Source organism: Nocardia sp. NPDC049220 (genome assembly GCF_040647855.1).
Taxonomy (GTDB): Bacteria; Actinomycetota; Actinomycetes; order Mycobacteriales; family Mycobacteriaceae; genus Nocardia.
Map to the genome: position 1 here is coordinate 722,195 of NZ_JBEZDA010000002.1, position 22,411 is coordinate 744,605.

At 65.7% G+C, this 22,411-nt stretch carries 21 protein-coding genes and 1 riboswitch; of the genes, 12 read left to right on the forward strand and 9 right to left on the reverse strand.

What is annotated here, in order from left to right; all coding sequences use genetic code 11:
• Positions 1-93: 93 nt before the first annotated feature.
• Complete coding sequence (locus tag AB0C34_RS10330; RefSeq protein WP_357069578.1) at positions 94-477, reverse strand: DoxX family protein; 384 nt, start codon at positions 475-477, stop codon at positions 94-96.
• A gap of 208 nt (positions 478-685) precedes the next feature.
• On the opposite strand from AB0C34_RS10330, the gene AB0C34_RS10335 reads away from it, so the two are divergent.
• On the forward strand, positions 686-1,537 hold the full coding sequence (locus AB0C34_RS10335) for a methyltransferase domain-containing protein (protein ID WP_357069580.1): 852 nt from the start codon (positions 686-688) through the stop codon (positions 1,535-1,537).
• A gap of 442 nt (positions 1,538-1,979) precedes the next feature.
• On the opposite strand, the gene AB0C34_RS10340 is transcribed toward AB0C34_RS10335, so the two are convergent.
• On the reverse strand, positions 1,980-2,780 hold the full coding sequence (locus AB0C34_RS10340) for a hypothetical protein (protein ID WP_357069582.1): 801 nt from the start codon (positions 2,778-2,780) through the stop codon (positions 1,980-1,982).
• A 1,102-nt stretch (positions 2,781-3,882) separates the two neighbouring features.
• On the opposite strand from AB0C34_RS10340, the gene AB0C34_RS10345 reads away from it, so the two are divergent.
• Positions 3,883-4,536, forward strand: coding sequence for a TetR/AcrR family transcriptional regulator (locus AB0C34_RS10345; RefSeq protein ID WP_357069584.1), 654 nt, complete (start codon positions 3,883-3,885; stop codon positions 4,534-4,536).
• Between the two features lie 197 nt (positions 4,537-4,733).
• On the opposite strand, the gene AB0C34_RS10350 is transcribed toward AB0C34_RS10345, so the two are convergent.
• Positions 4,734-5,648: a class I SAM-dependent methyltransferase gene (locus AB0C34_RS10350; RefSeq protein WP_357069586.1), complete on the reverse strand. Its 915-nt coding sequence runs from the start codon at positions 5,646-5,648 to the stop codon at positions 4,734-4,736.
• Positions 5,649-5,760: 112 nt separating this feature from the next.
• On the reverse strand, positions 5,761-6,543 hold the full coding sequence (locus tag AB0C34_RS10355; RefSeq protein ID WP_357069588.1) for an SDR family oxidoreductase: 783 nt from the start codon (positions 6,541-6,543) through the stop codon (positions 5,761-5,763).
• 54 nt (positions 6,544-6,597) lie between these two features.
• Here AB0C34_RS10355 and AB0C34_RS10360 point away from each other — a divergent pair, with 54 nt between their 5' ends.
• From AB0C34_RS10360 to AB0C34_RS10370, 3 genes are all read left to right on the forward strand, one after another.
• The gene (locus AB0C34_RS10360) at positions 6,598-6,990 is read left to right on the forward strand and encodes a metalloregulator ArsR/SmtB family transcription factor (RefSeq protein WP_357069590.1); all 393 of its coding nucleotides are present in this window, start codon (positions 6,598-6,600) and stop codon (positions 6,988-6,990) included.
• A 217-nt stretch (positions 6,991-7,207) separates the two neighbouring features.
• Positions 7,208-7,705, forward strand: a complete 498-nt coding sequence (locus tag AB0C34_RS10365) for a DUF456 domain-containing protein (RefSeq protein ID WP_357069592.1) — start codon at positions 7,208-7,210, stop codon at positions 7,703-7,705.
• Positions 7,706-7,929: 224 nt separating this feature from the next.
• Entirely contained in the window at positions 7,930-8,670 is a 741-nt protein-coding gene (locus tag AB0C34_RS10370; protein WP_357069594.1) for an SDR family oxidoreductase, read from the forward strand.
• 163 nt (positions 8,671-8,833) lie between these two features.
• On the opposite strand, the gene AB0C34_RS10375 is transcribed toward AB0C34_RS10370, so the two are convergent.
• Both AB0C34_RS10375 and AB0C34_RS10380 read right to left on the reverse strand, forming a co-directional pair.
• Positions 8,834-9,709, reverse strand: coding sequence for an amidohydrolase family protein (locus AB0C34_RS10375; RefSeq protein WP_357069596.1), 876 nt, complete (start codon positions 9,707-9,709; stop codon positions 8,834-8,836).
• A gap of 88 nt (positions 9,710-9,797) precedes the next feature.
• Entirely contained in the window at positions 9,798-11,261 is a 1,464-nt protein-coding gene (locus AB0C34_RS10380; protein WP_357069598.1) for an FAD-dependent oxidoreductase, read from the reverse strand.
• 377 nt (positions 11,262-11,638) lie between these two features.
• On the opposite strand from AB0C34_RS10380, the gene AB0C34_RS10385 reads away from it, so the two are divergent.
• The 3 genes from AB0C34_RS10385 (at position 11,639) to AB0C34_RS10395 (ending at position 13,910) form a co-directional block, all read left to right on the forward strand.
• On the forward strand, positions 11,639-12,088 hold the full coding sequence (locus AB0C34_RS10385; protein ID WP_357069600.1) for a hypothetical protein: 450 nt from the start codon (positions 11,639-11,641) through the stop codon (positions 12,086-12,088).
• A 63-nt stretch (positions 12,089-12,151) separates the two neighbouring features.
• Positions 12,152-12,268: riboswitch (SAM riboswitch) on the forward strand.
• Positions 12,269-12,282: 14 nt separating this feature from the next.
• Complete coding sequence (locus AB0C34_RS10390) at positions 12,283-12,699, forward strand: rhodanese-like domain-containing protein (protein ID WP_357069602.1); 417 nt, start codon at positions 12,283-12,285, stop codon at positions 12,697-12,699.
• Positions 12,684-13,910 carry an O-succinylhomoserine sulfhydrylase gene (locus tag AB0C34_RS10395; RefSeq protein WP_357069604.1) on the forward strand — a complete coding sequence of 409 codons (1,227 nt, stop codon included), beginning with the start codon at positions 12,684-12,686 and terminating at the stop codon, positions 13,908-13,910. The genes AB0C34_RS10390 and AB0C34_RS10395 overlap by 16 nt, the downstream gene beginning before the upstream one ends.
• A 115-nt stretch (positions 13,911-14,025) precedes the next feature.
• On the opposite strand, the gene AB0C34_RS10400 is transcribed toward AB0C34_RS10395, so the two are convergent.
• The gene (locus AB0C34_RS10400) at positions 14,026-14,478 is read right to left on the reverse strand and encodes an RpiB/LacA/LacB family sugar-phosphate isomerase (RefSeq protein ID WP_357069606.1); all 453 of its coding nucleotides are present in this window, start codon (positions 14,476-14,478) and stop codon (positions 14,026-14,028) included.
• Positions 14,479-14,641: 163 nt separating this feature from the next.
• Between AB0C34_RS10400 and AB0C34_RS10405 the strand changes: the two genes are divergently transcribed.
• On the forward strand, positions 14,642-16,135 hold the full coding sequence (locus tag AB0C34_RS10405; protein ID WP_357069607.1) for a peptidoglycan DD-metalloendopeptidase family protein: 1,494 nt from the start codon (positions 14,642-14,644) through the stop codon (positions 16,133-16,135).
• A 151-nt stretch (positions 16,136-16,286) separates the two neighbouring features.
• On the opposite strand, the gene AB0C34_RS10410 is transcribed toward AB0C34_RS10405, so the two are convergent.
• Positions 16,287-17,087, reverse strand: a complete 801-nt coding sequence (locus AB0C34_RS10410; protein WP_357069609.1) for an HAD-IIA family hydrolase — start codon at positions 17,085-17,087, stop codon at positions 16,287-16,289.
• A gap of 225 nt (positions 17,088-17,312) precedes the next feature.
• Between AB0C34_RS10410 and fgd the strand changes: the two genes are divergently transcribed.
• Positions 17,313-18,323 (forward strand): glucose-6-phosphate dehydrogenase (coenzyme-F420), encoded by a 1,011-nt coding sequence (gene fgd / locus AB0C34_RS10415; protein ID WP_357069611.1) that lies wholly within the window; start codon positions 17,313-17,315, stop codon positions 18,321-18,323.
• A gap of 69 nt (positions 18,324-18,392) precedes the next feature.
• Here the strand turns inward: fgd and AB0C34_RS10420 are convergent, their stop codons facing one another.
• Positions 18,393-18,899, reverse strand: a complete 507-nt coding sequence (locus AB0C34_RS10420; RefSeq protein WP_357069613.1) for a nitroreductase/quinone reductase family protein — start codon at positions 18,897-18,899, stop codon at positions 18,393-18,395.
• A 116-nt stretch (positions 18,900-19,015) separates the two neighbouring features.
• Between AB0C34_RS10420 and pta the strand changes: the two genes are divergently transcribed.
• Positions 19,016-21,088, forward strand: coding sequence for a phosphate acetyltransferase (gene pta, locus AB0C34_RS10425; RefSeq protein ID WP_357069615.1), 2,073 nt, complete (start codon positions 19,016-19,018; stop codon positions 21,086-21,088).
• Between the two features lie 107 nt (positions 21,089-21,195).
• Entirely contained in the window at positions 21,196-22,404 is a 1,209-nt protein-coding gene (locus AB0C34_RS10430) for an acetate kinase (RefSeq protein WP_357069616.1), read from the forward strand.
• Positions 22,405-22,411: the final 7 nt, after the last annotated feature.

Here is a 22,411-nt window from a genome sequence, read left to right on the forward strand (position 1 = left end):
GCGGACCTGGCCGGGTTGCGGTTGCCTGGTGTGGCAACCGTTTTCGGTGGCGTGGGTGGCTTGGCGTCGGCAGTCGGGCTGCCGGCCACTCCGTCAGCCGAGGAAGGATTCGGGGCCGAATCGACCCCAGGCGACGAACACCGCCAACGCGAGATAGGTCAGATTCAGCGCCACCGTCATGCGTTCGCCCTGGCGGAGGTGGGCGATCATCGCGCCGACCATCAGAACGATCCAGCAGATGGCAGTTACCGGCACCAGTACCGGTGCGATGTCGGTGACGGCGGGCGCGATCAGACCGACGGCGGCCAGGATTTCCAGGACCCCAAGGGTTTTGACGAAGCCAACGCTGGCGTCCCCGGTCCACGCCCCACCTGGGGTCTGCGCCAGTTTCTCCTTGGGCACACATGTCTTGGTGATGCCACCGATCAGGGCGACGGTGGCCAACAGTGCGGCGCAGACCCACAGGGCGAGGTTCATGACACTTCTCCTTATCAGCGTTTCGCACACCAGACGCCGATACCGCGATCGGTGTGACAGCGCGGGTTTGTGACGTGCGGCATGGCGAAAGCGCGACACGGTTGCCGTGATCTGCCGTGTTCGGTCCTCGCATTGACCATCGCCGGGCGCGATGCCATTATGATCATGCGTTCATGAACGCATGATCATAATAACCGAGGAGGTTTCGATGGCCGAGATCGTCAATACCGCGCAGGCGGAGGCGTGGAATGGGTACGAAGGTGCGCACTGGGCCGATCACGCCGACCGGTATGACGCGGTGAACGGCGGGTTCAACGAGGTCCTGCTGGCGGCCGCGGGGATCGGCGACGGAGATCGGGTCCTCGATATCGGCTGTGGCAACGGCCAGTTGACCCGGCTTGCCGCCGTGCGGGCCGCTTCCGGGTCGGCGACCGGCGTCGATCTGTCGGGTCCGATGCTCGCCAGAGCGCGCCGCAGCGCGCAGGCCGAGGGCATCGCGAATGTGTCGTTTCAGCAGGGCGACGCCCAGGTGTACCCGTTCCCGGCGGGCGAATTCGACGTGGCGATGAGTCGATTCGGGATCATGTTCTTCGCCGACCCGGTCGCGGCCTTCCGCAACGTCGCTCGTGCCCTGCGGCCTGCCGGTCGGCTCGTGTTCGCGGCCATGACCTCGGTAGTCGGAACGGATCTCGGCACCGTATTCGGTGCTCTCGCACCATATCTCCCGTACGCAGGGCCGACGGACGGACACGGTGCTACCTCATTTTCCGACCCCGATCACGTCCGTTCGGTGCTGTCGGACGCGGGTTTCACCGACATCGCTTACACGCGGATCGAGGCCGACGGAATCTGGGGGCGTGACACCGCAGATGCGGCCGATTTCATTGCGGGTTGGGGGCCGATCCGCCATCAGTTGAGCCAAGTGGATCCAGCGGTCGAGGTCGATATCCGCGGCGCGCTGCTCGGCGCACTGCGCCCGTTCCATGGCTCTGGTGGCGTTCAGCTGCGTGGCACCGCCTGGTTGGTCACGGGGAAAACGCCGCTACGGGGGTGTCGGTAAGACTGCTATCACCGAGTACACGCGATTGCTCTAGCCCAGGTCGGAAGATCACCCTTGCCCTGCCCGAGTGGGCCGGCGGCCTCACCGACGCCGACCGGCGCGGGATCACCCCGATCTTCCACACCAACATGACCCTCTACGGCGAGACCCAGCTGCGAACCGACCGACGCCTGGACCTGACCGGCTCGCGGCATCCGGCGGGAGCTGAGGGACTCTGCTGCGCTATTCGCCGCCAGCCGCACAAGGGCCGCCACGATCGAGCGGTTTGGGCACTTCCCAAAGCTGACCGATGTGCCGGAGCCGGTGCTCGCGCATGTGCGCACGGTGCTCGCGATGGCGGAAGCGGTGGCGACCGTAGTGCAGAAAGTAGGCTCGATTTGATTTGCCCCCGTTTCGTCCTCGTTCGGAGCATTCCGTTCAACTGTCTCGTACTCGGCGTGATCTAGCGTGAATCATTCACGAATGCGATACAAATTACCGAGCTGTCGTGGTCTGGGCTTCCGGCAAAGAGTCTGTCGCTGCTACTTTGATAGATGAGCATCGGCCTCTCGGGATCATGGAGTTCTCGGTGGTTCGCATGCCACCAGCTCATGGTATTTTCGTCATATATTGCGTAATCGAAGTTGGTGTATCCAGGTTTTGCTCGATCAACATCTCCCCGCATGTCTACCTGGCCAGTGGTCGGATCTGGTGCAAACAGTGTGGGATCAGGGGTTTCCGCACCATGGCCTGCGCGAATGTTCGCTATGCTAGCAGTGGGAGGCGCGGTTTGACCCGACCAGAACTGTTTGGAGAAGATGACCGCTTTCCATTCTGACGGGCTCCCAGGGGGCAGGTATCGATCCACGCCCTGTAGTCGGGCGAGGTCGGGATCCGCCTTCACCTTGTTTATAAATTCGCTGACGTCAGCGGGTTTCGTCGCGAAAATGGCATTGAAATTGTCCACATAAGTCGAAACCCTGGCGAAGGCTCGCCGATTGCCTTCAATTTTCGCCGCATCCCTGGTTTCTGTCACTTCCCTTTTGTATTCTTCGGACAACGTGGACCATACTTTCTTCGCGTCATCCTGGGCCTCCTTCAGTATTTTTTGCTGGCGGTCGACGAGGTCGAGTTGCCGTCTTGATATTTCAGGGCTTTCTTTCCATTCCGTTCCGTAGGTCTTCCGTAGAGAGTTCTCCAGTTTGTCGAGTTTTTCTCGAAAATGTTTTACCTTGGCGTTGGCTATTTCGCCGGGCGCCAGCACTTCCTCCGCCTTCGTGATAGCGCTGTGTGACCGTATGTCACCGAATGCAAGGTTCATCGGTGGTGGTCGATCGAGTCTTCCGAGTCTTAGTGCGATAACTCCGCTACACCCGTTATCGAGGGCATCCCGTTCCCGAAAAAGCATATCTCGCCCTTTTTGCGCTTCCCACATTGCGATGTATTCGGACTTCGTATACGTGCGTCGAGTTCCGTGTATGCCGTTCGAGCCGGTCGTGTGTCGTGGATCGAGCGGGGATGACTGTCTCGACGTACCCGACTCGAAATTCGTTCTGTCGAGCTCACGTTTACTGTGCCGGTCGTGACCGACTGTCCGATCGGGCGTTTCCATGGGAGAGCGTCGCGTCGAGGCAGTGTCGTCGTTCAAGGCGTGTTTCAGCCGCCCGACGTTCGACCTGTCGGCATTGGCGTACACCAGACTCGCGTTCCGAAGCCCCCTCGCGCCTATGTCGCCCCGATAGGTGTCAGCGAGAAGCCCTACCAATCGATCGGATGCACGCAGGAGGGCTTGCACCAATCCCGTCCCCAGCAACAGCCCTCACGCCTCTGCGGTATGGCAGCGGCGTTGTCTTTGCCACCTCGCGGGAACGGGGAGGAGCACTCGCCGCGAATGTCGCGATACTTCGCCGCCTATGCATGAAGTTGTTCGGTTGCCGAATCGCAGGCCGCACCAGGTACGTGTCCCTGGCAGTTGCGGCATATTTCAGATATTACTGAACCTCACTCCACCGATGTGGTTTTCGGGCTGGTTCGCGCGCCGGCGGCGCGCGGATTAGCGTGTTTCGGGTGTGAGGTAGCCGCTGGTCTGCCCAGCTTTTCCACGGAGTTCTCGGTTCGGGCCGTGTCGGGCCGGTGGGTCAGGCGGTGGCTGGTTGTGCAGGTGTGAGGTCGCCCAGATGATGGGCCACCGCTGCCTGGATACCCACCCGGCTGTTACACCCTGCCCAACCACACCGACCTCCGAGACCGCGGTCGCCAGACTCCCCACCGGCCAGTAAGCACAACCCACCCCTGCTCAGCTCGGCCAACGCGAATCGCGTGTACTCGGTGACAGCAGTCTTATCAACATCCGTACGGTAGGCCGCATGTCACCGAGAAAGGCAGCAGTCCTGCGCGGTCGCGAGGACGAACGCGACCTGCGTGGCCATCTGATCGCGACCGCGGAGCAGATGATGGCTGAGCAGGGCTCCACCGGTCTCACCGTCCGCGCCATCGCGCGGGCGGCCGGAGTCGCCGACGGGGTGCTCTACAACCACTTCACCGACAAGGAAGAACTGCTGGCCGCCGCGTTGCGTGCGCATGTCGACGGGGTGCAACGCGAACTCGGGCCGCTCCCGGACGCGGGTGTCGGCGAGGTCGAGACAAACCTGCGCAGCTATCTCAGCCGAGGTCTCGAACTGCACCGGGCGGTCGTGCCCGTCTTCGCCGGACTGTTGGCACACCCGGCGGTCCTGGCCCGATTCGCCGAATCGAATCAGGGCGAACAGGATTGGCGGGATCGCCTCGGTAACTACCTGCATGCCGAACGCGACCTGGGTCGCCTCGCGCCGGACGCGCAGGTCGATGCCGCGGTCGCCATGCTGGTCGGTGTTTGCCACGACAACGTTCTGTCGGCGCTGTTGGCGGGGCATCCGGTCGCGGCAGCGCCATCGGTCGACGCGGTGGTCGTTGCCGTGCTCGACGGAATCGGCGCTCGCGCGGTGAGCGCGCCCGGTCGAAATCCGCCGACGCCCGGATAGCCGCGGGTGTGCCTCGCTCCGCTGACGGCTACGACTACTTCGGCGTCCACCCCGAGGTCCCGATCGATTGGTTCGACATGCACCTGAAGTGACGCTGTCGACTGGGGTCGATGCCGGGGACATCCGGGCCGTGATGCGCCGCGAGCGTACCGCGGCAGTTCAGCCGCCCGATCGGTCGGCAGCCGGCTGAGGCCGTGTCACTCGGTCCGGGTCGCCCGCAACACGTGCGGGCCGAAAGCGCCGTCGGCGGCATCGAGTTCCGGACTGTCCAGATACCCGTCGACCAACGTGCGCGCGGATCGGTCATCGACTCGATCGAAGCCGATCTCCCGGAGTAGTTGTGCGAATTCCGCCGCAGTGAAAAACGAGAGCCACGGCTCGCCGATCGAGGCGACGCGGCCGGCCCTGGCCTGCTGCTGCGCCGCCTGCTCGGGTGCTGCGGCGGAGTCCGGATAGAGGTAGTCGAGGACCAGTTGGACCGGCGGCGCCTGGCCCGCCACGAATCGCGCGGTATCCAGGATCGTCTCGCGCGTCAGGTACATCACCACACCGAGCCAGACGAAGGCGCAGGGGCGACTCCGGTCGAATCCAGACGCCGCCAAACCGCTTGCGAGCGTTTGGCTTTCGAAGTCGACCGGGGCGAAGGTCAGGGACGGGGGAATGGCTATCCCGGCGGCGGCGAGCCGCTGCCGCTTCCACGCCTGGGTATTGGGGTGGTCGACCTCGAAGACTCGCACCTGCGGATGCGGGTTGCGGTAGGCGAAAGTGTCCAGGCCGGCGCCGAGAATGACCACCTGCCTGGTCCCAGCGGCGACGGCTGCTGCGACCGTCTCCTCGGCGAAGCGTGCCCGGGCGGCGAGGAACATCCGCCGCCGGCGCTGTAGCGCGAGGTCCGCGGGTTCGCGCAGCACGCCTCTGGCCAGATCGGGTAGCCGATCGGGACTCACGCCCGTGATGCGGATGGCAAGCGGGTCGGTGAAGATCCGCGGCTCGGCGGCCACCTGGTGATAGGCGCGAGCGTAGGCGGTGGCGAGCGCGGTGCGACTGGGCTGACCGAGTTGCATATCGCCGAACCTACCGCCCCGTGGCATGGACTCGGTCGGTGATGCCACGATGTTGCGATCCAGCTGCCTACGGGCCGGCGTCGTTCGCGCAGGGGTGAGGTCGAACCGGCGCGGACCGAACCAGGAATTCGCGGCGGCCGACTGTGAGCGGGCTTGTGGCTCAGGTGAGTTCGAGTCCGCCATCGATGGTGATGACCTGGCCGGTCAGCCAAGTGGTGCCGGGGTCGGCCAGACGCAGAATCCAGGCGGCGACCTCGTCTGCTTCGCCGCGGCGGCCCAGCGGGATACGACTGCTCTCGTCCTGCTTGATCTGCCGCACCGTGCTGTCGGGTAGCCCGGCTGCCGACAATGCCTCACTTTCGGTGGGACCGGGCGCCACGGCGTTGACTCGGATGCCGTCGGAGGCCAACTCGATGGCCCAACAACGGGTGAGATGCTCGAGGGCGGCTTTGGAGGCGGCGTAGTGGCCGGCGCCGGGTAGTGGCCGGTGGCCGTAGGTGCTGGAGATGTTGACAATCGTCCCCCGGGTCTGCCGCAGATAGGGCAGCGCGGCGTGGGCCACCAGGCTGGGGGCGGTGACGTTGAGATCCCAGAGGGCCGTGATGCCCTCGGCGGTGGCCTGCTCCAGCAGCATCATCTTGGTGGCCCCGGCATTGTTGACCAGCACGTCTACCCGGCCCCACCGTTCGGTGGCCGCATCGATCACGGCTTGGGGCGCATCAGGAGCGCAGATGTCGGCAGGGAGCACGGCGATGTTGTCGTGCTCGGCGGAAGTAGCCGCCAGGGCCTCCTTGCGCCGTCCAACGCCCAGCACCCGGGCGCCAGCGCGGGCGAACGCTCGAGCGGCGGCGCGACCGATGCCCGATCCTGCGCCGGTCACGATGACGACCTTGCCGGTGAAATCGGCGTCGAGTCGATAGGGCTGGTGGTTGGGTGCGGTCACCACGCTCTCCTTGTTCGATGTTTGTGAAACATCGAACAAGATATCATGGTCGGCATGAAACAGGCGCGCCATCCCGTACCAGGCGATATGACCCTGATCGAGGTGATGGCGGCACTCAGTGACCCGATCCGGGTAGGGCTGGTACGAGTGCTGGCCGACGGCTGTGAACGGGGTTGGGGCGAACTGCGGGCACCAGTGGCCAAATCGACGCTCAGCCATCACCTGCGGGTGCTGCGTGATGCCGGCCTCACCTACACGCGGCAGGAAGGAACTCGATGCTTTGTCACGCTGCGGCGCGCTGATCTGGACGGCCGGTTCCCTGGACTGCTGGGGGCGGTGCTGGCCATCGCCGACCGTGACGACGTCGGGGGCCAAGTCGGTATAGCCGATGACTCGGCCGTCGCCGCACCCGGCCGGCCCGCGCGAGGTCAGGTCCGTTCAGCCTGAGAGGCTGTGCGAGTGGTATCGAATCCATGACGATGAATCTTGTCGGGACGCAGTGTGATGTGGGCGGCATCTCGACAAGCCCTCCGCTGTGCAAGGGATGAGATGTCCGGCAGCGTGTCTCGCATACGGGTGGGGGGAGGCCCGACCAGACCCGGTTCGTACGCTGACCCGACGAATAGGGCTCGCACGCGATCGCCGCTGCCGATAGTCTTCATCGGTGCAAACAACCGCTGGCCAGGGGTGGTCCGAACTACTTGTCGGCCTTGTCATTCTGGTCGGCCTGCTCGGGATCGTGATTCCGATTCTGCCGGGCGTCATCCTGATCTTCGGGGCCATCGCCGTCTGGGCTTTTCTGACCGGTGGCGTCACCGCGTGGACGGTCTTCGCGATCAGCACGGTATTGCTCGTGATCTCGGGGATCGTCAAATACACCTGGCCGGGTCGGAAGATGAAGGACGCCGGCGTGTCCAACCGCGCGGTCTTCGTCGGCGCGATATTCGGTATCATCGGATTCTTCATAATTCCGGTGGTCGGTTTGTTCGTCGGATTTGTTCTCGGCGTGTATCTTTCGGAATTCCACCGGTTGCGGGTGAATCAGCAGGCTTGGCAGGCAACGGTTCACGCGGTGAAGGGCGTCGGCCTTTCCATTCTCGTCGAGCTCTTCGGGGCGCTGCTGGCCACCGGTGTCTGGATTGTCGGCGCCATTGTGACGTAGCGCGAACGTCGTGTCCGGACAGCGAGGTCTGCCTTTGCGGCAACCTTGCGCGAGCATTGGACGAGAGTATTAGAGTTGAGGTGCTTCATCGACATACCTGTACGTCGCGCGTGCGGTTGGTTCGGATGAATGCGTCCGGTTCCCGCCGACAAGATATCCGAGTTGAGAATGCGTCTTCGGAGAAGCCCAGACGTGCTCGGTGGCACGTCGTGAAAGGGGACATTATGAAGCTCGCAGTAATCGGTGGCACTGGAATGATCGGATCGCGGGTGGTCCGGAAGTTGACCGAAGCCGGACACGAGGCCGTCCCCGCGGCGCCGTCCACCGGCGTCGACCTGCTCACGGGGAAGGGCTTGGACCAGGCGTTGGAGGGCGCCGAGGTCGTGATCAACGTGACGAACTCGCCGACCTTCGACGAGGCGTCCCTGGAATTCTTCCGCACGTCCATGAACAATCTGCTGGCCGCGGGGGAGCGCGCCGGTGTCCGGCATCAGGTGATCCTTTCGATCGTCGGCGTGGATCAGGTGCCCCAGTTGGACTATTACCGGGCCAAGACGCTCCAGGAAGACCTGCTTCGGCAAGGGCCGACGCCATATTCGATCGTGCGCGCCACCCAGTTCTTCGAGTTCGTGGACGCGGTGATGTCCTGGACCGCGGACGACAGCACCGTCCGGCTGCCGGCCACCCGGGTGCAGCCGATCGCCGTCGCGGACATTGTCGACACGATCGTCGAAGTCGCCACCAACCCGCCGCTCGACGGCATCCGAAACATCGCGGGCCCCGACGTCTTTCGTCTCGATGAACTCGGCAGGATCACCCTTGCCGCACAGCACGACGACCGGACCTGCGTCACCGACGACAAAGCGGGTATGTTCGCCGCCATCACCGGCGATGAACTCATCGCGGGATCGGACGCACACCTGGCGCCGACGCATTACCGGGACTGGATGCAGCAGGCCCGCTGAACCGGGGTGGCAACCGGTGGGGATACCCGACTGCCGGCTATTACGCGTTCCACGCATACCGAGTAATCGCTCGGATGCGTCGAGGGCGGTGGCGTGATTCTGCCATCATCTGGCTGCCGCGACTGAATCTTTGTTATGAGACCGAAGCGTTGTGGCCTGCGCTCTACTGTTCGATAGCGGGGAACGGAATCGTGTCTCCCGCTTGGCTTACCGGCAGTTCGTCGCGACGAAGACGGAGGGTCGGTGGCTCCGGGCGGTACAGCGGCAGTGTCGGGCTCGGGTCTGTGTGGATAGTCCGTTCCCGGACCGGGAGCCGGTAGAACGCTCGCGCGTTGTCCTCCAGTACCGCGTACATGTCGGTGCCCACCACATCGCAGATGAGTTCGACGTCCGAGTCCTGGAACGGTCGGCCCGCGCGGGCGCCGGGGAGATCGGTGCCGAACATCAGAGCCGCGGGGTTCACCGCGTGGATGCGGCGCAGCGTGTCGGCGACGTTCATGCCGAGCCGACCGAAGCCGGTCGCCTTGACCCGGGCCCCGCGATCGACGAGATCGAGCAAGAACGGCAGTCCCTCCTCCGACATGCCCAGATGGTCGATCGACAGTGCGGGCAGCTTGGAGATGACCGGTTGCAGCGAAGCGAGCATGGTGCCGTCGATGTAGACCTCGACGTGCCAGCCGACCAATTCGTGTGCGCGAAGCGCCTGCAGGGTCATTCCGGTGATGTCCATGGCGGCGCGTTTGAGGTTGAACCGCAGCCCGCGCACACCGATGCGGTCCAACTCGCTGATCTCCTCGTCGGTGGCATCCAGGTCGAGGCGGGTGACGCCGACCCAGCCCTCGCCGAGTTCGGCGAGGGCGGCCTTCAGGTAGCTCTGATCGGTGCCCTGGAACGAGCCGCTGACCACGGCACCGCCGCCGACATCGAAGCGCGCCATGCGCTTCCGATAGTCGGCGATGGTGAACGGGTCGGGCAGGTAGCCCTCGTTCTCGGCCAGCGGGAACCGCGGGTCGAAGATGTGCAGGTGGGCATCGAACACTTGTACAGAATGCCTCAGCGTCGGATTTTCCGCTGCCGCAGCGAGGGGGTCGGCACGGCAGCGGGCTGTCGGTCCCGCCGCAGGACGATCAGACTTTGTGCGGCTCGCTGGCGCGCAACATGTCTTCTCGCTCCACGACCTTGACTCGCTCGCGGCCCTCGGGCTCGCCGAGGGCGCGCTCGTGCGCGTCCAGGCGGTACCAGCCCTGCCAGGTGGTGAACGGAATGCCCTTGCTTTCGAGGAATGCGGTGACGGCGTCGAGTTCCGGTTCGGCGGCCGGGGTGAAGTTCGGGCTGTCGTCGAGCAGGCACGCCACGGTCTCGTTGGCGTCGCCTTTGGTGTGGCCGATCAGGCCGACCGGACCGCGCTTGATCCAGCCGGTGACGTAGGTGCCGGGCAGGTAGCGCTCGGCGCCGTCGGCGTTCTCGTCGGCGATCACGCGACCCGCCTCGTTCGGCACGGTGCCCGCCTGGTCGTCGAACGGCAGGTTGGTCAGGTTCTGCGACAGGTAACCGACGGCCCGGTAGACCGCTTGGACGTCCCAGTCCTTGAACACGCCGGTGCCCTTGACGTTGCCGGTGCCGTCGAGTTGGGTGCGCTCGGTGCGCAGGCCGACCACTTTGCCGTCCTCGCCCAACACCTCGCTGGGGGATTCGAAGAAGTGCAGGAACAGCTTGTGCGGGCGTTCGCCCACGTCCCGGATGGCCCACTGCTCCAGGGTGTTGGCGACCATGTCGACTTGCTTGGAGTGCCGGCGCGCGGCTTCGGAGCCTTCGTCGTAGTCGATGTCCTCGGGCGCGACGATGACCTCGATGGTCGGCGAGTGGTCGAGTTCGCGCAGTTCCAGCGGCGTGAACTTGGCCTGCGCGGGCCCACGTCGGCCGAACACGTGCACCTCGACGGCCTTGTTGGCTTTGAGTCCGTTGTAGACGTTCGGCGGGATCTCGGTGGGCAGCAACTCGTCACCGGTTTTGGCCAGTACGCGCGCGACATCGAGCGCGACATTGCCGACACCGAGCACCGCGACCTTCTCCGCGTCCAGCGGCCAGGTACGCGGCACATCGGGGTGCCCGTCATACCAGGACACGAAGTCCGCGGCGCCGAAGGAGCCGTCCAGGCCGATGCCGGGGACGTCCAGCGCGCGGTCGGCGTTCGCCCCGGTGGAAAAGATCACCGCGTCGTAGAACGTGCGCAAGTCGTCGAGGGTGATGTCGGTGCCGTAGTCGATGTTGCCGAGCAGTCGAACCTGCGGCTTGTCGAGAACCTTGTGCAGGGCGGTGATGATGCCCTTGATCCGTGGATGGTCCGGCGCGACGCCGTAGCGGATAAGACCGAACGGTGCGGGCATCCGCTCGAACAAGTCGATGCTCACCTCGGCGTCGGATTTCATCAATGCGTCGGCGGCGTAGATTCCGGCCGGTCCGGCGCCCACGATCGCAATGCGCAGCGGGCGGGTCCCGGCGGTGTGCGCGTCAGGTCCGGCGGAGGCAGCTTGCGTCACCACGGAGGGCCCGGGTACTCCGCTGGTCGATCCTGCACTCTGTTCGGTCATGTCTTAAGCGCACCCTTATGGTCGAAAAGATGAACGGCGTCGACCTTAGCTTAGGCTAAGTTGACGCATGGCTTGGTTGCACCGTGGCGGTGCCGCACCGGCGAGGCCGGCTCTGGCTGCGCGGTGCCGGGGTTCGCTGTGACGAGAAGCTGCCGAATCGCGATGACAACAGGCCACAGCCCCGCGATTCTATCGGGGTAGCCGAGGGTGTCCCACGCCGGTGCGCGTACTGGACGGCGGCCATCGAACGTCACATCTGTCGGTTACCCGTTCGGCGTATTCGCTACCCGGCGATCCGGTCGGTTTCACGCCGGCGTCAACGGCGCTGGTCCGGGTCCGAGCGTTCGATACCCCGGATGACCAGGGATCATCGAGTCATGACCGAGCAGCCGCCGAGCGCGGGCGAAGACGACATCATCCGGGTCGATCAGACCGACAGGCGCTCCGCGGCGCCGTTCCTCGCGGCCGCGGTGGTCGCGGTGGTCGTGCTGGTCGCGATCGTGCTCGGCGGGGTGCTGTCGCCCGCTGAGAAAAATGTCACAGATTCCGACCGGATCGTCGCCGCGGTTCGCAACTTCGTCGAGAGCTCCAATGTCACCGCTGCGGTGCCCCCGCCTGGCACCGCGTGCCAGGGCTTCGACGCAGCGCGCTCGCCGCTCGCCGGACAGGCCGGCGCCGGAAAGTCCGTCGAGATCACGAAACTCGACAACCCGATGGTGGACGGCGACAAGGGGAAGGCGACCGTGACCACGAAGGTCGACGGGACATCGACCACGAAGACCTGGAATCTCACTCGATCCGGATCGAAGTGGTTGGTCTGCACCTGAGCGTTCTCGCAGTGTGAACACCCGTTTGACACGGTGACCCGCATCGGTGCAATCTCAGTCGAAGGTCATGAGAACCAGTGTCAAGCCCCGGCATTACTGGTCGGCAACCCTCCTCCGCGGTGGGGTGCTCCGGGTGACGACCTGGCCGTGCCTCGAACCTGAGCACGGCAAGTGCGGATTCGCAGGAGGTGCACATGAGTTATGCCGGTGATCTCACCCCGCAGCAGGCTTGGGAACTTTTGCGGCAGGACCCCCGCGCCGTCCTGGTCGACGTGCGCACGGAAGCCGAATGGAAATTCGTCGGCCTCCCCGACACGAGTTCGATCGAACGGCCGACCGCGCTGATCGAATGGGTGGACTCGACCGGTGCGCGCAACGAGGCATTCGTCGAGCAGTTGCAGCAGGCTCTGGTGGATCGTGATGAGGAGACGCCGGTCGTTTTCTTGTGTCGCTCCGGCCAGCGTTCGATCGGCGCGGCGATCGCCGCGACCACGGCGGGCTACCGCAGTTCGTACAACGTGCTCCAGGGCTTCGAAGGTCCGGTGGACGAATACGGGCATCGGGGCGGCTCCGGCTGGCGCGCCCACGGACTGCCATGGCGGCAGTCGTGATCACCGGCGGCGCGTTCAACCGGCCGTTGCCCGAGGGCGTCGGCCCGGCGACGCTCAGTGTGCGCGGTGGCGTGCGGCGCTCCGGCTTCGAGGAAACCGCCGAGGCGCTCTACCTGACATCCGGCTTCGTCTACGAAAGCGCCGAGGCCGCCGAGGCCGCGTTCACCGGCGAGGTCGAGCACTTCGTCTACTCCCGGTATGGCAATCCGACGGTCGCCATGTTCGAGGAGCGCATGCGGCTGATCGACGGCGCCGAAGCATGTTTCGCGACCGCGAGCGGAATGGCCGCGGTCTTCACCGCGCTCGGCGCGCTGCTGGGAGCCGGCGATCGACTCGTCGCCGCACGCAGCCTGTTCGGTTCCTGCTTCGTGGTGTGCAACGAGATTTTGCCGCGCTGGGGAGTGGAGACCGTTTTCGTCGACGGTGAAGATCTGGACCAGTGGGAGCAGGCGCTGTCGGTGCCGACGAAGGCGGTGTTCTTCGAGACGCCCGCCAACCCGATGCAGACGCTGGTCGATGTGCGCCGGGTGAGCGAACTGGCACACGCGGCAGGCGCGAAAGTGGTGCTGGACAACGTCTTCGCGACACCGCTGCTGCAGCGCGGGTTCGAGCTCGACGCCGACGTGGTGGTCTACTCGGGTACCAAGCACATCGATGGACAGGGGCGGGTGCTCGGCGGCGCCATTCTGGGCGCCAAAGACTACATCGACGGTCCGGTGAAAACGCTGATGCGTCACACCGGTCCCGCGCTGAGCCCGTTCAACGCCTGGACGCTGCTCAAAGGGCTGGAGACGATGCCGCTTCGGGTGCGCCACTCGGCGGAATCCGCGCTGCGGGTCGCCCGATTCCTGGAGGACAACAAGTCGGTCAGTTGGGTGAGATACCCCTTCCTGGAGTCGCATCCGCAGCACGCTCTGGCGACCAGTCAGATGAGCGCGGGCGGCACTGTGGTCACCTTCGAGCTGGACGCGCCGGAGCACGAGGCGAAGAAGCGCGCCTTCGAGGTGCTCAACCGGCTGCGCGTCGTCGACATCTCCAACAACCTCGGCGACGCCAAAAGCCTGATCACCCACCCCGCCACCACAACCCACCGCGCGATGGGTCCGGAAGGGCGTGCTGGTATCGGCCTCTCCGACGGCGTCGTCCGGATCTCGGTCGGCCTCGAAGACGTCGAAGACCTTCTTGCCGATCTCGACCACGCATTGACCTGACGCCGTCGCGCGCCCTGCCGGCTGCTCGACCAGGTATCACCCAGCGTGCGGGCCGCGCCGCAATTGCCGAGCGCCCCCTGTTGTTTCGGCTGGGCGCTGCCGCGACGACCAGCCGTCAGCGGTGGGAGGTGTGCTCGATTTTGCTGAGGTGGGCGATGTTCGCCTGGTCGGCGGGGATGGTGCTGGGTTCGGTGTCGAACCAGGCGTCGAGGATTTCCCGGAGTTCGCCGCTCGAGGTCGAGCGCAGGCTCAAGGCGAGGATATTGGCGTCGTTCCAGGTGCGGGCGCCCGCGGCGGTCGGTGCGTCGGTGCAGAGTGCGGCGCGGATACCCGCGACCTTGTTGGCCGCGATCGAGGCGCCGGTGCCCGTCCAGCAGCAGACGACGGCTTGATCGGCGCGGCCTGCCGCGACATCGCGTGCGGCTGCTTCGCTCGCCCAGGCCCAGTCGTCGCGTTCGTCGTCGGATAGTGCGCCGTGCGGCACGGTCCAGTGTCCGCGTCGAGCCAACTCCTCGACCAGTTCGCCGGCAATGCCTACCCGCTCGTCCGCAGCCACCGAGATGCGCATGGTTTCAGCGTAGTGGCCTACTCGAACGGTCGGTCTGTGCGGTTCAGCGCGCGATTCCCAGTGATGAGGACCGGATAGCTGTCCGAAATGTCACAATCTATGTCGGCAACACGTGCCGGGGCGGTGGCGTGCCGGACGGATTTCTGGGCATGCGGAGGTGGTCGTGACCAGCGGCGAGTTGGTACACCCGGTTGTCGACGACGGTGCGGCGCAGGACAGCGTCCCCGCTGAGGGCGAGTCCGGGGCGAACGGGCCGTCGACATCGACGGCGGACCGGAAACAGCCCGACGTCGTTGCCCAGGCAACCGCCGCGTTCGCGAATCTGATACGGAACGAGCCGGGCGGACCCACCGGTGCATCGGTATCGGGCGCACGCGCACAGGCTGTTTCATCGCCCGGCGCGCCCGCGCCCATGCCCAACGGTGTGATTGCTCCCGTGCCCAACGGTGTGCAACCGCCCGCACCCGGCGCCGAGGTAGCGCCACCCGACGCGGCCGTGCCGCCGCCGGATGGCGCCGCGCCACCAGGCGGTACGACCACGCCGCCGGACGGCGCACCCCGTGACGCGGCGTCGGAACCGCCGGGGATCGACCCGGAGATGATCGCAGCCATCGCGCCCACCGCACTGATGGCCGGTTCGATGGCGATGATGGCGCTACCGATGTTGGCGTCGGCGCTGGCCGGTCTCGCGGGCGGCGGATCGAGTGGCGGATCTGGATCCCCCGCCAGCGCGCCCAGCGGAGCTGGACTGTCCCCAGAGGCCCAGAACGCAGTGAACGCATTGAACAAACTGGCGGACACGTATGGCGAGGACGGCACAGAGTCGGGCACCGGCAGGGTGGGATCGACACCCGGCCGGGTCTCGGGCTCGGGCGCTGGAGCTACCGCCATCCGCGCCAAGGCCCTGTACCAGAAAAACGCGGCGAAGGCGTTCAACAACTTGGACAACGATCTCGCGCGCTACATGACGAGTCTGGCCGGAGCCAACAAGGCAGATCGCACGGCGATCTTGCGGCTGATTCGTGATGTCAACGTCCAACTCGCCGAGCTCGGCCCCAACGCTTACACCAAGAGCGGTCAACGCAAAGTACACGAAATACTGACCACCGCATTGCAAAAGGCCCAAGCCATCGTTCATGGCGGGCAGGCCAGGGCCTCGGAAACCGCCGCGATGGTCAATCGGCTGACTGCCCAGTACCTCAATGGAATCGCTGGAAAGCACACGTCCGGAGCCGGTGTGGTCCAGCCGGGCAATGGTCGGCCGCGCTCGCCGCTCGACCCCGGAACATACCGGATCAGCTCCCACTTCGGCCCGCGGAATGGCAAGCACCATGGCGGCCTCGACCTCGCGGCCCCTGCCGGTACTCCCATCTACGCCGTTACCGGTGGCACTGTGGTCAAGGCCGGCAATGCGGGCGACGGCTACGGGTATCAGGTGCGCATCCGTTCGGCCGATGGCACCGAGACCATCTACGCCCATCAAACCCCGGGCAGCATCCGGGTGCGGCCTGGTCAGCAGATCCCCGCGGGCACGGTGATCGGCGCCGTCGGCTCCACCGGCAACTCCACCGGTAACCATCTGCACTACGAAGTCCGGCGTAATGGGCGCGCCATCGAACCACGCGCCTATCTGGCGGCCAATGGTGTGCACGTCTGATTCGGCTTCGGCAGTCCGCGCGACGCGCCGCAGTGCATCGGACGTGATCGCCGACGGCGACCGGGCGCGCTCAGCGCGCCGTCATGTCTCGCCGTCGGCCTGCGCTGTGTACAGTCCGCCGGATCCGTCGCGAAATGCCGTCGGACCCGGGTCAGGCGGCGAACGGTGACTTGGTTCGGCCGACGAGGTCGGCGACGGAATCCACCACCATGGTCGGCCGGTAGGGGTACGCCTCGAACGACTCGCGGGTGGAAATACCGGAGGTGACCAGGATCGTGCGCATGCCTGCCTCCAAACCGGAGATGACGTCGGTGTCCATCCGGTCGCCGATCATCACGGTGGACTGAGAGTGAGCCCCGATGCGGCGCAGCGCGGAACGCATCATCAGAGGGTTGGGCTTGCCGACGTAGTACGGCTCGCGACCGGTGGCGCGGGTGATCAGCGCTGCCACCGAACCCGTCGCGGGTAGCGAACCCTCGCGGGACGGGCCGGTAGGGTCCGGGTTGGTCGCGATGAAGCGCGCGCCGCGTTCGACGAGCCGGATCGCCGTGGTGATCGCCTCGAAGGAATAGGTCCGGGTTTCGCCGAGGACAACGTAGTCCGGTGCACTCTCGGTCAGCACGTAGCCGATCTCGTGCAGCGCGGTGGTCAGTCCGGATTCACCCACCACGTAGGCGGTTCCGTTGGGGCGTTGTTCGTTCAGAAAGGTGGCGGTGGCCAGCGCTGAGGTCCAGATCGCCTCCTCCGGGATATCCAGCCCGGAGTGGCGCAGCCGTGCCTGCATGTCCCGTGGCGTACGGATCGAATTGTTGGTCAACACCAGGAATGGCGTTTCGTTGGCACGCAGTTCGGCGAGGAATTCGTCGGCGCCGGGTATCAGATGGTCTTCGTGGACCAGTACCCCGTCCATATCGGTCAGGTAGGACAGGATCGGTTCGTCATCCGCGGTCACGCAGCCGATTATCCGTTATCCGCTCGCGACCCGCGCGCAACGGTGCGCATCGGACACCCGCGGGACCGCGAACTGGGGTGACGCGTAGCGGCGAGCATCGCAGTACCGGTACCCGATACCCGACCAGTCGCCGCCTCGCCAGTCGTCTCAACGCTCGACGACGGCGTTGGCTACTGTCGAAGACGGATCGCGATGGCAGGAAACGAAACGCGAGGAGCGTGGCAGATGAGCGAACTAAAGCTCGGTTACAAGGCATCGGCAGAGCAGTTCGGCCCCCGTGAACTCGTCGAGATCGCGGTGCTGGCCGAAGAACACGGCCTGGACAGCGCCACCGTAAGCGACCATTTCCAACCCTGGCGGCACAAGGGCGGCCACGCGCCGTTCTCGCTGGCCTGGATGGCGGCGGTCGGCGAGCGCACCACGCGCATCCAACTCGGCACCTCGGTGCTCACCCCCACCTTCCGGTACAACCCGTCCGTGATAGCCCAGGCATTCGCCACCATGGGCTGCCTGTACCCGGATCGGGTGATGCTCGGTGTGGGGACGGGTGAGGCGCTGAACGAGATCGCCACCGGATTCACCGGCGAATGGCCGGAATTCAAGGAGCGCTTCGCTCGGCTGCGCGAGTCGATCGACCTGATGCGCGCCCTGTGGACCGGTGACCGCGTCGACTTCGATGGTCAGTATTACCGCACGGTCGGCGCCTCCATCTACGACGTGCCCAAGGGCGGCATCCCGATCTACGTCGCTGCGGGTGGCCCGCTGGTCGCGCGATATGCGGGACGCGCGGGGGACGGTTTCATCTGCACCTCGGGCAAGGGCATGGACCTCTACACCGACAAGCTGATACCCGCGGTCGCCGAGGGCGCGGCGAAAGCGGGCCGCAGCGTCGAGGACATCGACCGGATGATCGAGATCAAGATCTCCTATGACACCGATCCCGAACTGGCCCTGGAGAACACTCGCTTCTGGGCCCCGCTCTCGCTCACCGCGGAGCAGAAGCACAGCATCACCGACCCGATCGAGATGGAAACTGCCGCCGACGCGCTGCCGATCGAGCAGATCGCCAAACGCTGGATCGTCGCCAGCGATCCCGACCAGGCCCTCGACCAGATCAAGCCCTACCTCGACGCGGGCCTCAACCATCTGGTATTTCACGCCCCCGGCCACGACCAGCGCCGCTTCCTCGACCTCTTCCAGCGCGACTTGGCCCCCCGCCTGCGCGCTCTCGCCTGACCCTTCCGGCGAGTGGTTACCTGCCGAGCTTCTCGGTCTACGCCGCGCGGGGCACCACTCGCCGGATGGCTAGGCCCGGCGGAGGGCGAAGATGCGGAGGTCGCGGGTGGTGCGGGAGCGGTACGCGGCGTAGGCGCCGGCCAGGTCGACGAATTGGGTGAAAACGGTGTCTTTGTCGGGGCCGGTCACCGGGGTGGCGAGTACGTTGATGCGTTCGGCCGAGATGACAACCGTCGCGATGGGGTTCGCCAGGAGATTGGCGGTCCACGCGGGATGATGGTTCTGCCCGAAATTGCTGCCGATCACGTAGAGCGTTTCGCCGCCGTGCACATACAGCAGCGGGTGGGTGCGGGGCTGTCCTGATGTGCGGCCGATCGTGGTGAGCAGGATGACCGGTGCGCCGATCGGGCCGAGCACGGTGTACTTGGCGTCGGTGCGATCCAGGATGGCCCGGTCCAGCGGGCTGACGATGCGGATGAACCAAGAACCCGGCCTCGTCGCCGCGAATCTGTTTGCCGTGCGGGACAATAGCGTGGTCCGCGAGCCCCACCGCCGATCCGGAAACTGCTCAGCCATGTCCGGACTATAACGGGCGCGACGACGCGTCGTGGCGGCTAGCCGAAAGCGCTCATGACCGGTGATCGTGGTCTCGCGGCCGGTCCCGGTGCCACCCGTTCACTAAGCTCTGCGATATGGCCGACAACGCTCCCTCCGCGGTGTATATCGCCTCCCCGGAGGGCGACACCGGAAAGTCGACGGTAGCGCTCGGAGTACTACAGATGCTGTGTGCCACGACCGCGCGGGTCGGGGTGTTCCGGCCGATCACCCGTTCGACCACCGAGCCCGACTACATTGTGGAACTGCTGCTCGAGCACAGTACGGCGGACATCGCCTACGCACAGGCCATCGGTACGACCTACGAGCAGGTGCACGCCGACCAGGACGCGGCGATCAGCGAGATCGTGCAGCGCTTCCACGAGGTGGCGAAGGTGTGCGACGCGGTGGTCGTGGTCGGCAGTGACTACACCGACGTGGCCAGTCCCAGCGAACTGCGTTTCAATGCCAGGATCGCGGTCAACCTGGGCGCGCCGGTGTTGCTGGCGGTGCGTGGCGCGGGCCGCACTCCGCACGAGGTGAAACAGCTGGCCGAACTGTGTGCCGCCGAACTGTCCCATGAGCGCGCGCAGTTGGTCGCCATCATCGTCAACCGCTGCGACCCGCGGCAGTTGGACGACGTGCGTTCGGCGCTGCATGGCTTCGACGTTCCCGCCTGGACGTTGCCCGAGGTCCCGTTGTTGATCGCGCCCACCATGGCCGAACTGTGCTCGGCGATCGACGGCGAAATGTACAGCGGCGACCCGGAATTGCTGCAGCGGGAGGCGCTGAAGATCATGGTCGGCGGCATGACGGCCGAACACATTCTGGAACGCCTGGTCGAGGGCGTGGTGGTGATCGTGCCGGGCGACCGGTCGGACGTACTGCTCGGTGTCGTGAACGCGCACGAGGCGGCGGGTTTTCCGTCGCTGTCGGGCATCATCATGAACGGTGGCATGCTGCCACATCCCGCGGTGGCACGGCTGATGGCAGGTCTGCAGCCCAAGTTGCCGATCCTCACCACCGACCTGGGCAGTTACGACGCGGCGGGGGCCGCCTATCGCACCCGCGGCCGCATGTCCGCGGGCAACCCACGCAAGGTGGACACCGCGCTCGCGCTGATGGAGGAACGCGTCGACGCGCTGGAGTTGTTGCGGCGCATCGAGGTTCCACTCTCGATGGTGGTCACACCGCAGATGTTCGAATACCAGCTCATCGAGCGAGCCAGGGGCGATTGCAAACGCATCGTCCTGCCCGAGGGCGACGACGACCGTATCCTGCGTGCGGCGGGTCGAGTGTTGCAGCGCAAGATCGCCGATCTGGTCATCCTCGGGGACGAGGCGGCCGTGCGCGCCCGCGCCGCCGAACTCGGCGTGGATATCTCCGCCGCGCAGGTGCTCGACCCGTGCGGCTCCGACCACCTGGACGATTTCGCCGCCGAGTATGCCGAACTGCGCAAACACAAAGGCATGACGCTGGAGCGGGCTCGCGAAACCATGACCGACATCTCGTATTTCGGCACCATGATGGTCTACCGGGGAATCGCCGACGGGATGGTTTCCGGCGCCGCGCACACCACCGCGCACACTATCCGGCCATCCTTGGAGATCATCAAGACGGTGCCGGGCGTCGACACCGTCTCCAGCGTGTTTCTCATGTGCCTGGCCGACCGGGTGCTCGCCTACGGCGATTGTGCCGTTGTGCCGGACCCGACCTCGCAGCAGCTGGCCGACATCGCCGTCTCCTCCGCGGCGACCGCCGCCCGCTTCGGCATCGAACCGCGGGTGGCGATGCTGTCTTACTCGACCGGCGACTCGGGCAGCGGCGCGGATGTGGACAAGGTGCGCGTCGCCACCGAGTTGGTGCGTGAACGGGCGCCGGAACTGCCGGTGGAGGGGCCGATCCAGTACGACGCGGCGATCGAGCCCACCGTCGCCACCACCAAGTTGCCTGGTTCCGAGGTCGCCGGGCGGGCGACGGTGTTCGTGTTCCCCGATCTCAACACCGGCAACAACACGTATAAGGCGGTGCAGCGCAGTGCCGGTGCGATCGCGGTCGGTCCGGTGCTGCAAGGCTTGCGCAAACCCGTCAACGATCTGTCCCGCGGTGCGCTGGTGGCCGACATCGTGAACACGGTGGCGATCACCGCCATCCAGGCGCAGGAGAACTGATGCGGGCGACAGCGTCGGTCCCGGCACAAGCGCGCTGTGACCGCGATTGCTGAGCATGTGTGGAATACCCGCCGGGTACGGGTTTCGCGCGGAGAACAGGAGGCGCGATGAGCACAGTTGACGAGGGCCTCGTGCTGGTGATCAATTCCGGCTCGTCGTCCATCAAGTACCAACTGCTCAACCCGGAGTCGAGCGTGGTGGTCGCCTCCGGGATGGTCGAGCGGATCGGCGAGGGCGACGGTGGGATCGAGCATCACACCGACGGTGCGAGCACCGTGCGCCGTGGACCGGTCACCGACCACACCGCCGGGCTGCGCTTGATCTTCGACATGTTCTCCGCGACCGGACGTGATCTGCGCCGCGACGGAGTGCACGCGGTCGGTCACCGGGTGGTGCACGGCGGTGAGGTGTTCTACCAGCCGACGCTGATCGACGATGCCGTCGTCCGCGCGATCTCCGAGTTGTCGTCGCTCGCCCCGCTGCACAATCCAGCTAACGTGGCAGGTATCGAAAGCGCGCGTGCGCTACTGCCCGGGGTGGCGCAGGTCGCCGTGTTCGACACCGCGTTCTTCCACGACTTGCCCGCCGCCGCCAAGACCTACGCCATCGACGCCGAAATCGCTGCCGCACACGGTGTGCGGAAGTATGGATTTCACGGGACATCGCACGAGTACGTGTCCGGTCAGGCTGCCGTTCTGCTCGGACGCCGGCCCACCGAGCTGAACCAGATCGTCTTCCATCTGGGCAACGGCGCATCGGCTTCCGCTCTCCGCGGCGGCCGCCCGATCGACACCAGCATGGGCCTCACACCGCTGGAGGGGCTGGTGATGGGCACCAGATCCGGCGATCTCGATCCGGGCATCGTGCCGCATCTGATGCGCACCGCGCACATGGACGTCGACCGAGTCGAGGTGCTGCTCAACCGGGACTCCGGCCTCAAGGGCTTGTCCGGTGTGAACGATTTCCGCGAACTGCAACGTCTGATCGACAGCGGAGACCAGGCCGCCCGGCTCGCATACGAGGTGTACATCCACCGGTTGCGGCGTTATCTCGGCGCGTATCTGGTGCAACTCGGTGCGGTCGACGCGATCACCTTCACCGCCGGAGTCGGCGAGAACAGCCCGCGGGTGCGCGCCGACGCCCTTGCCGACCTCACGCGTTTCGGCATCGACGTGGACCCGGCGGCCAATGCCGCGAATAGTCGTGCCGCCCGGCGTATTTCCACACCGGACGCGCCGGTCGCGGTGCTGGTGGTGCCGACCAACGAGGAACTCGCGATCGCCCGCGCCGCGCGCCAGGTTGCCGAAACCTCCTGAAGACGCC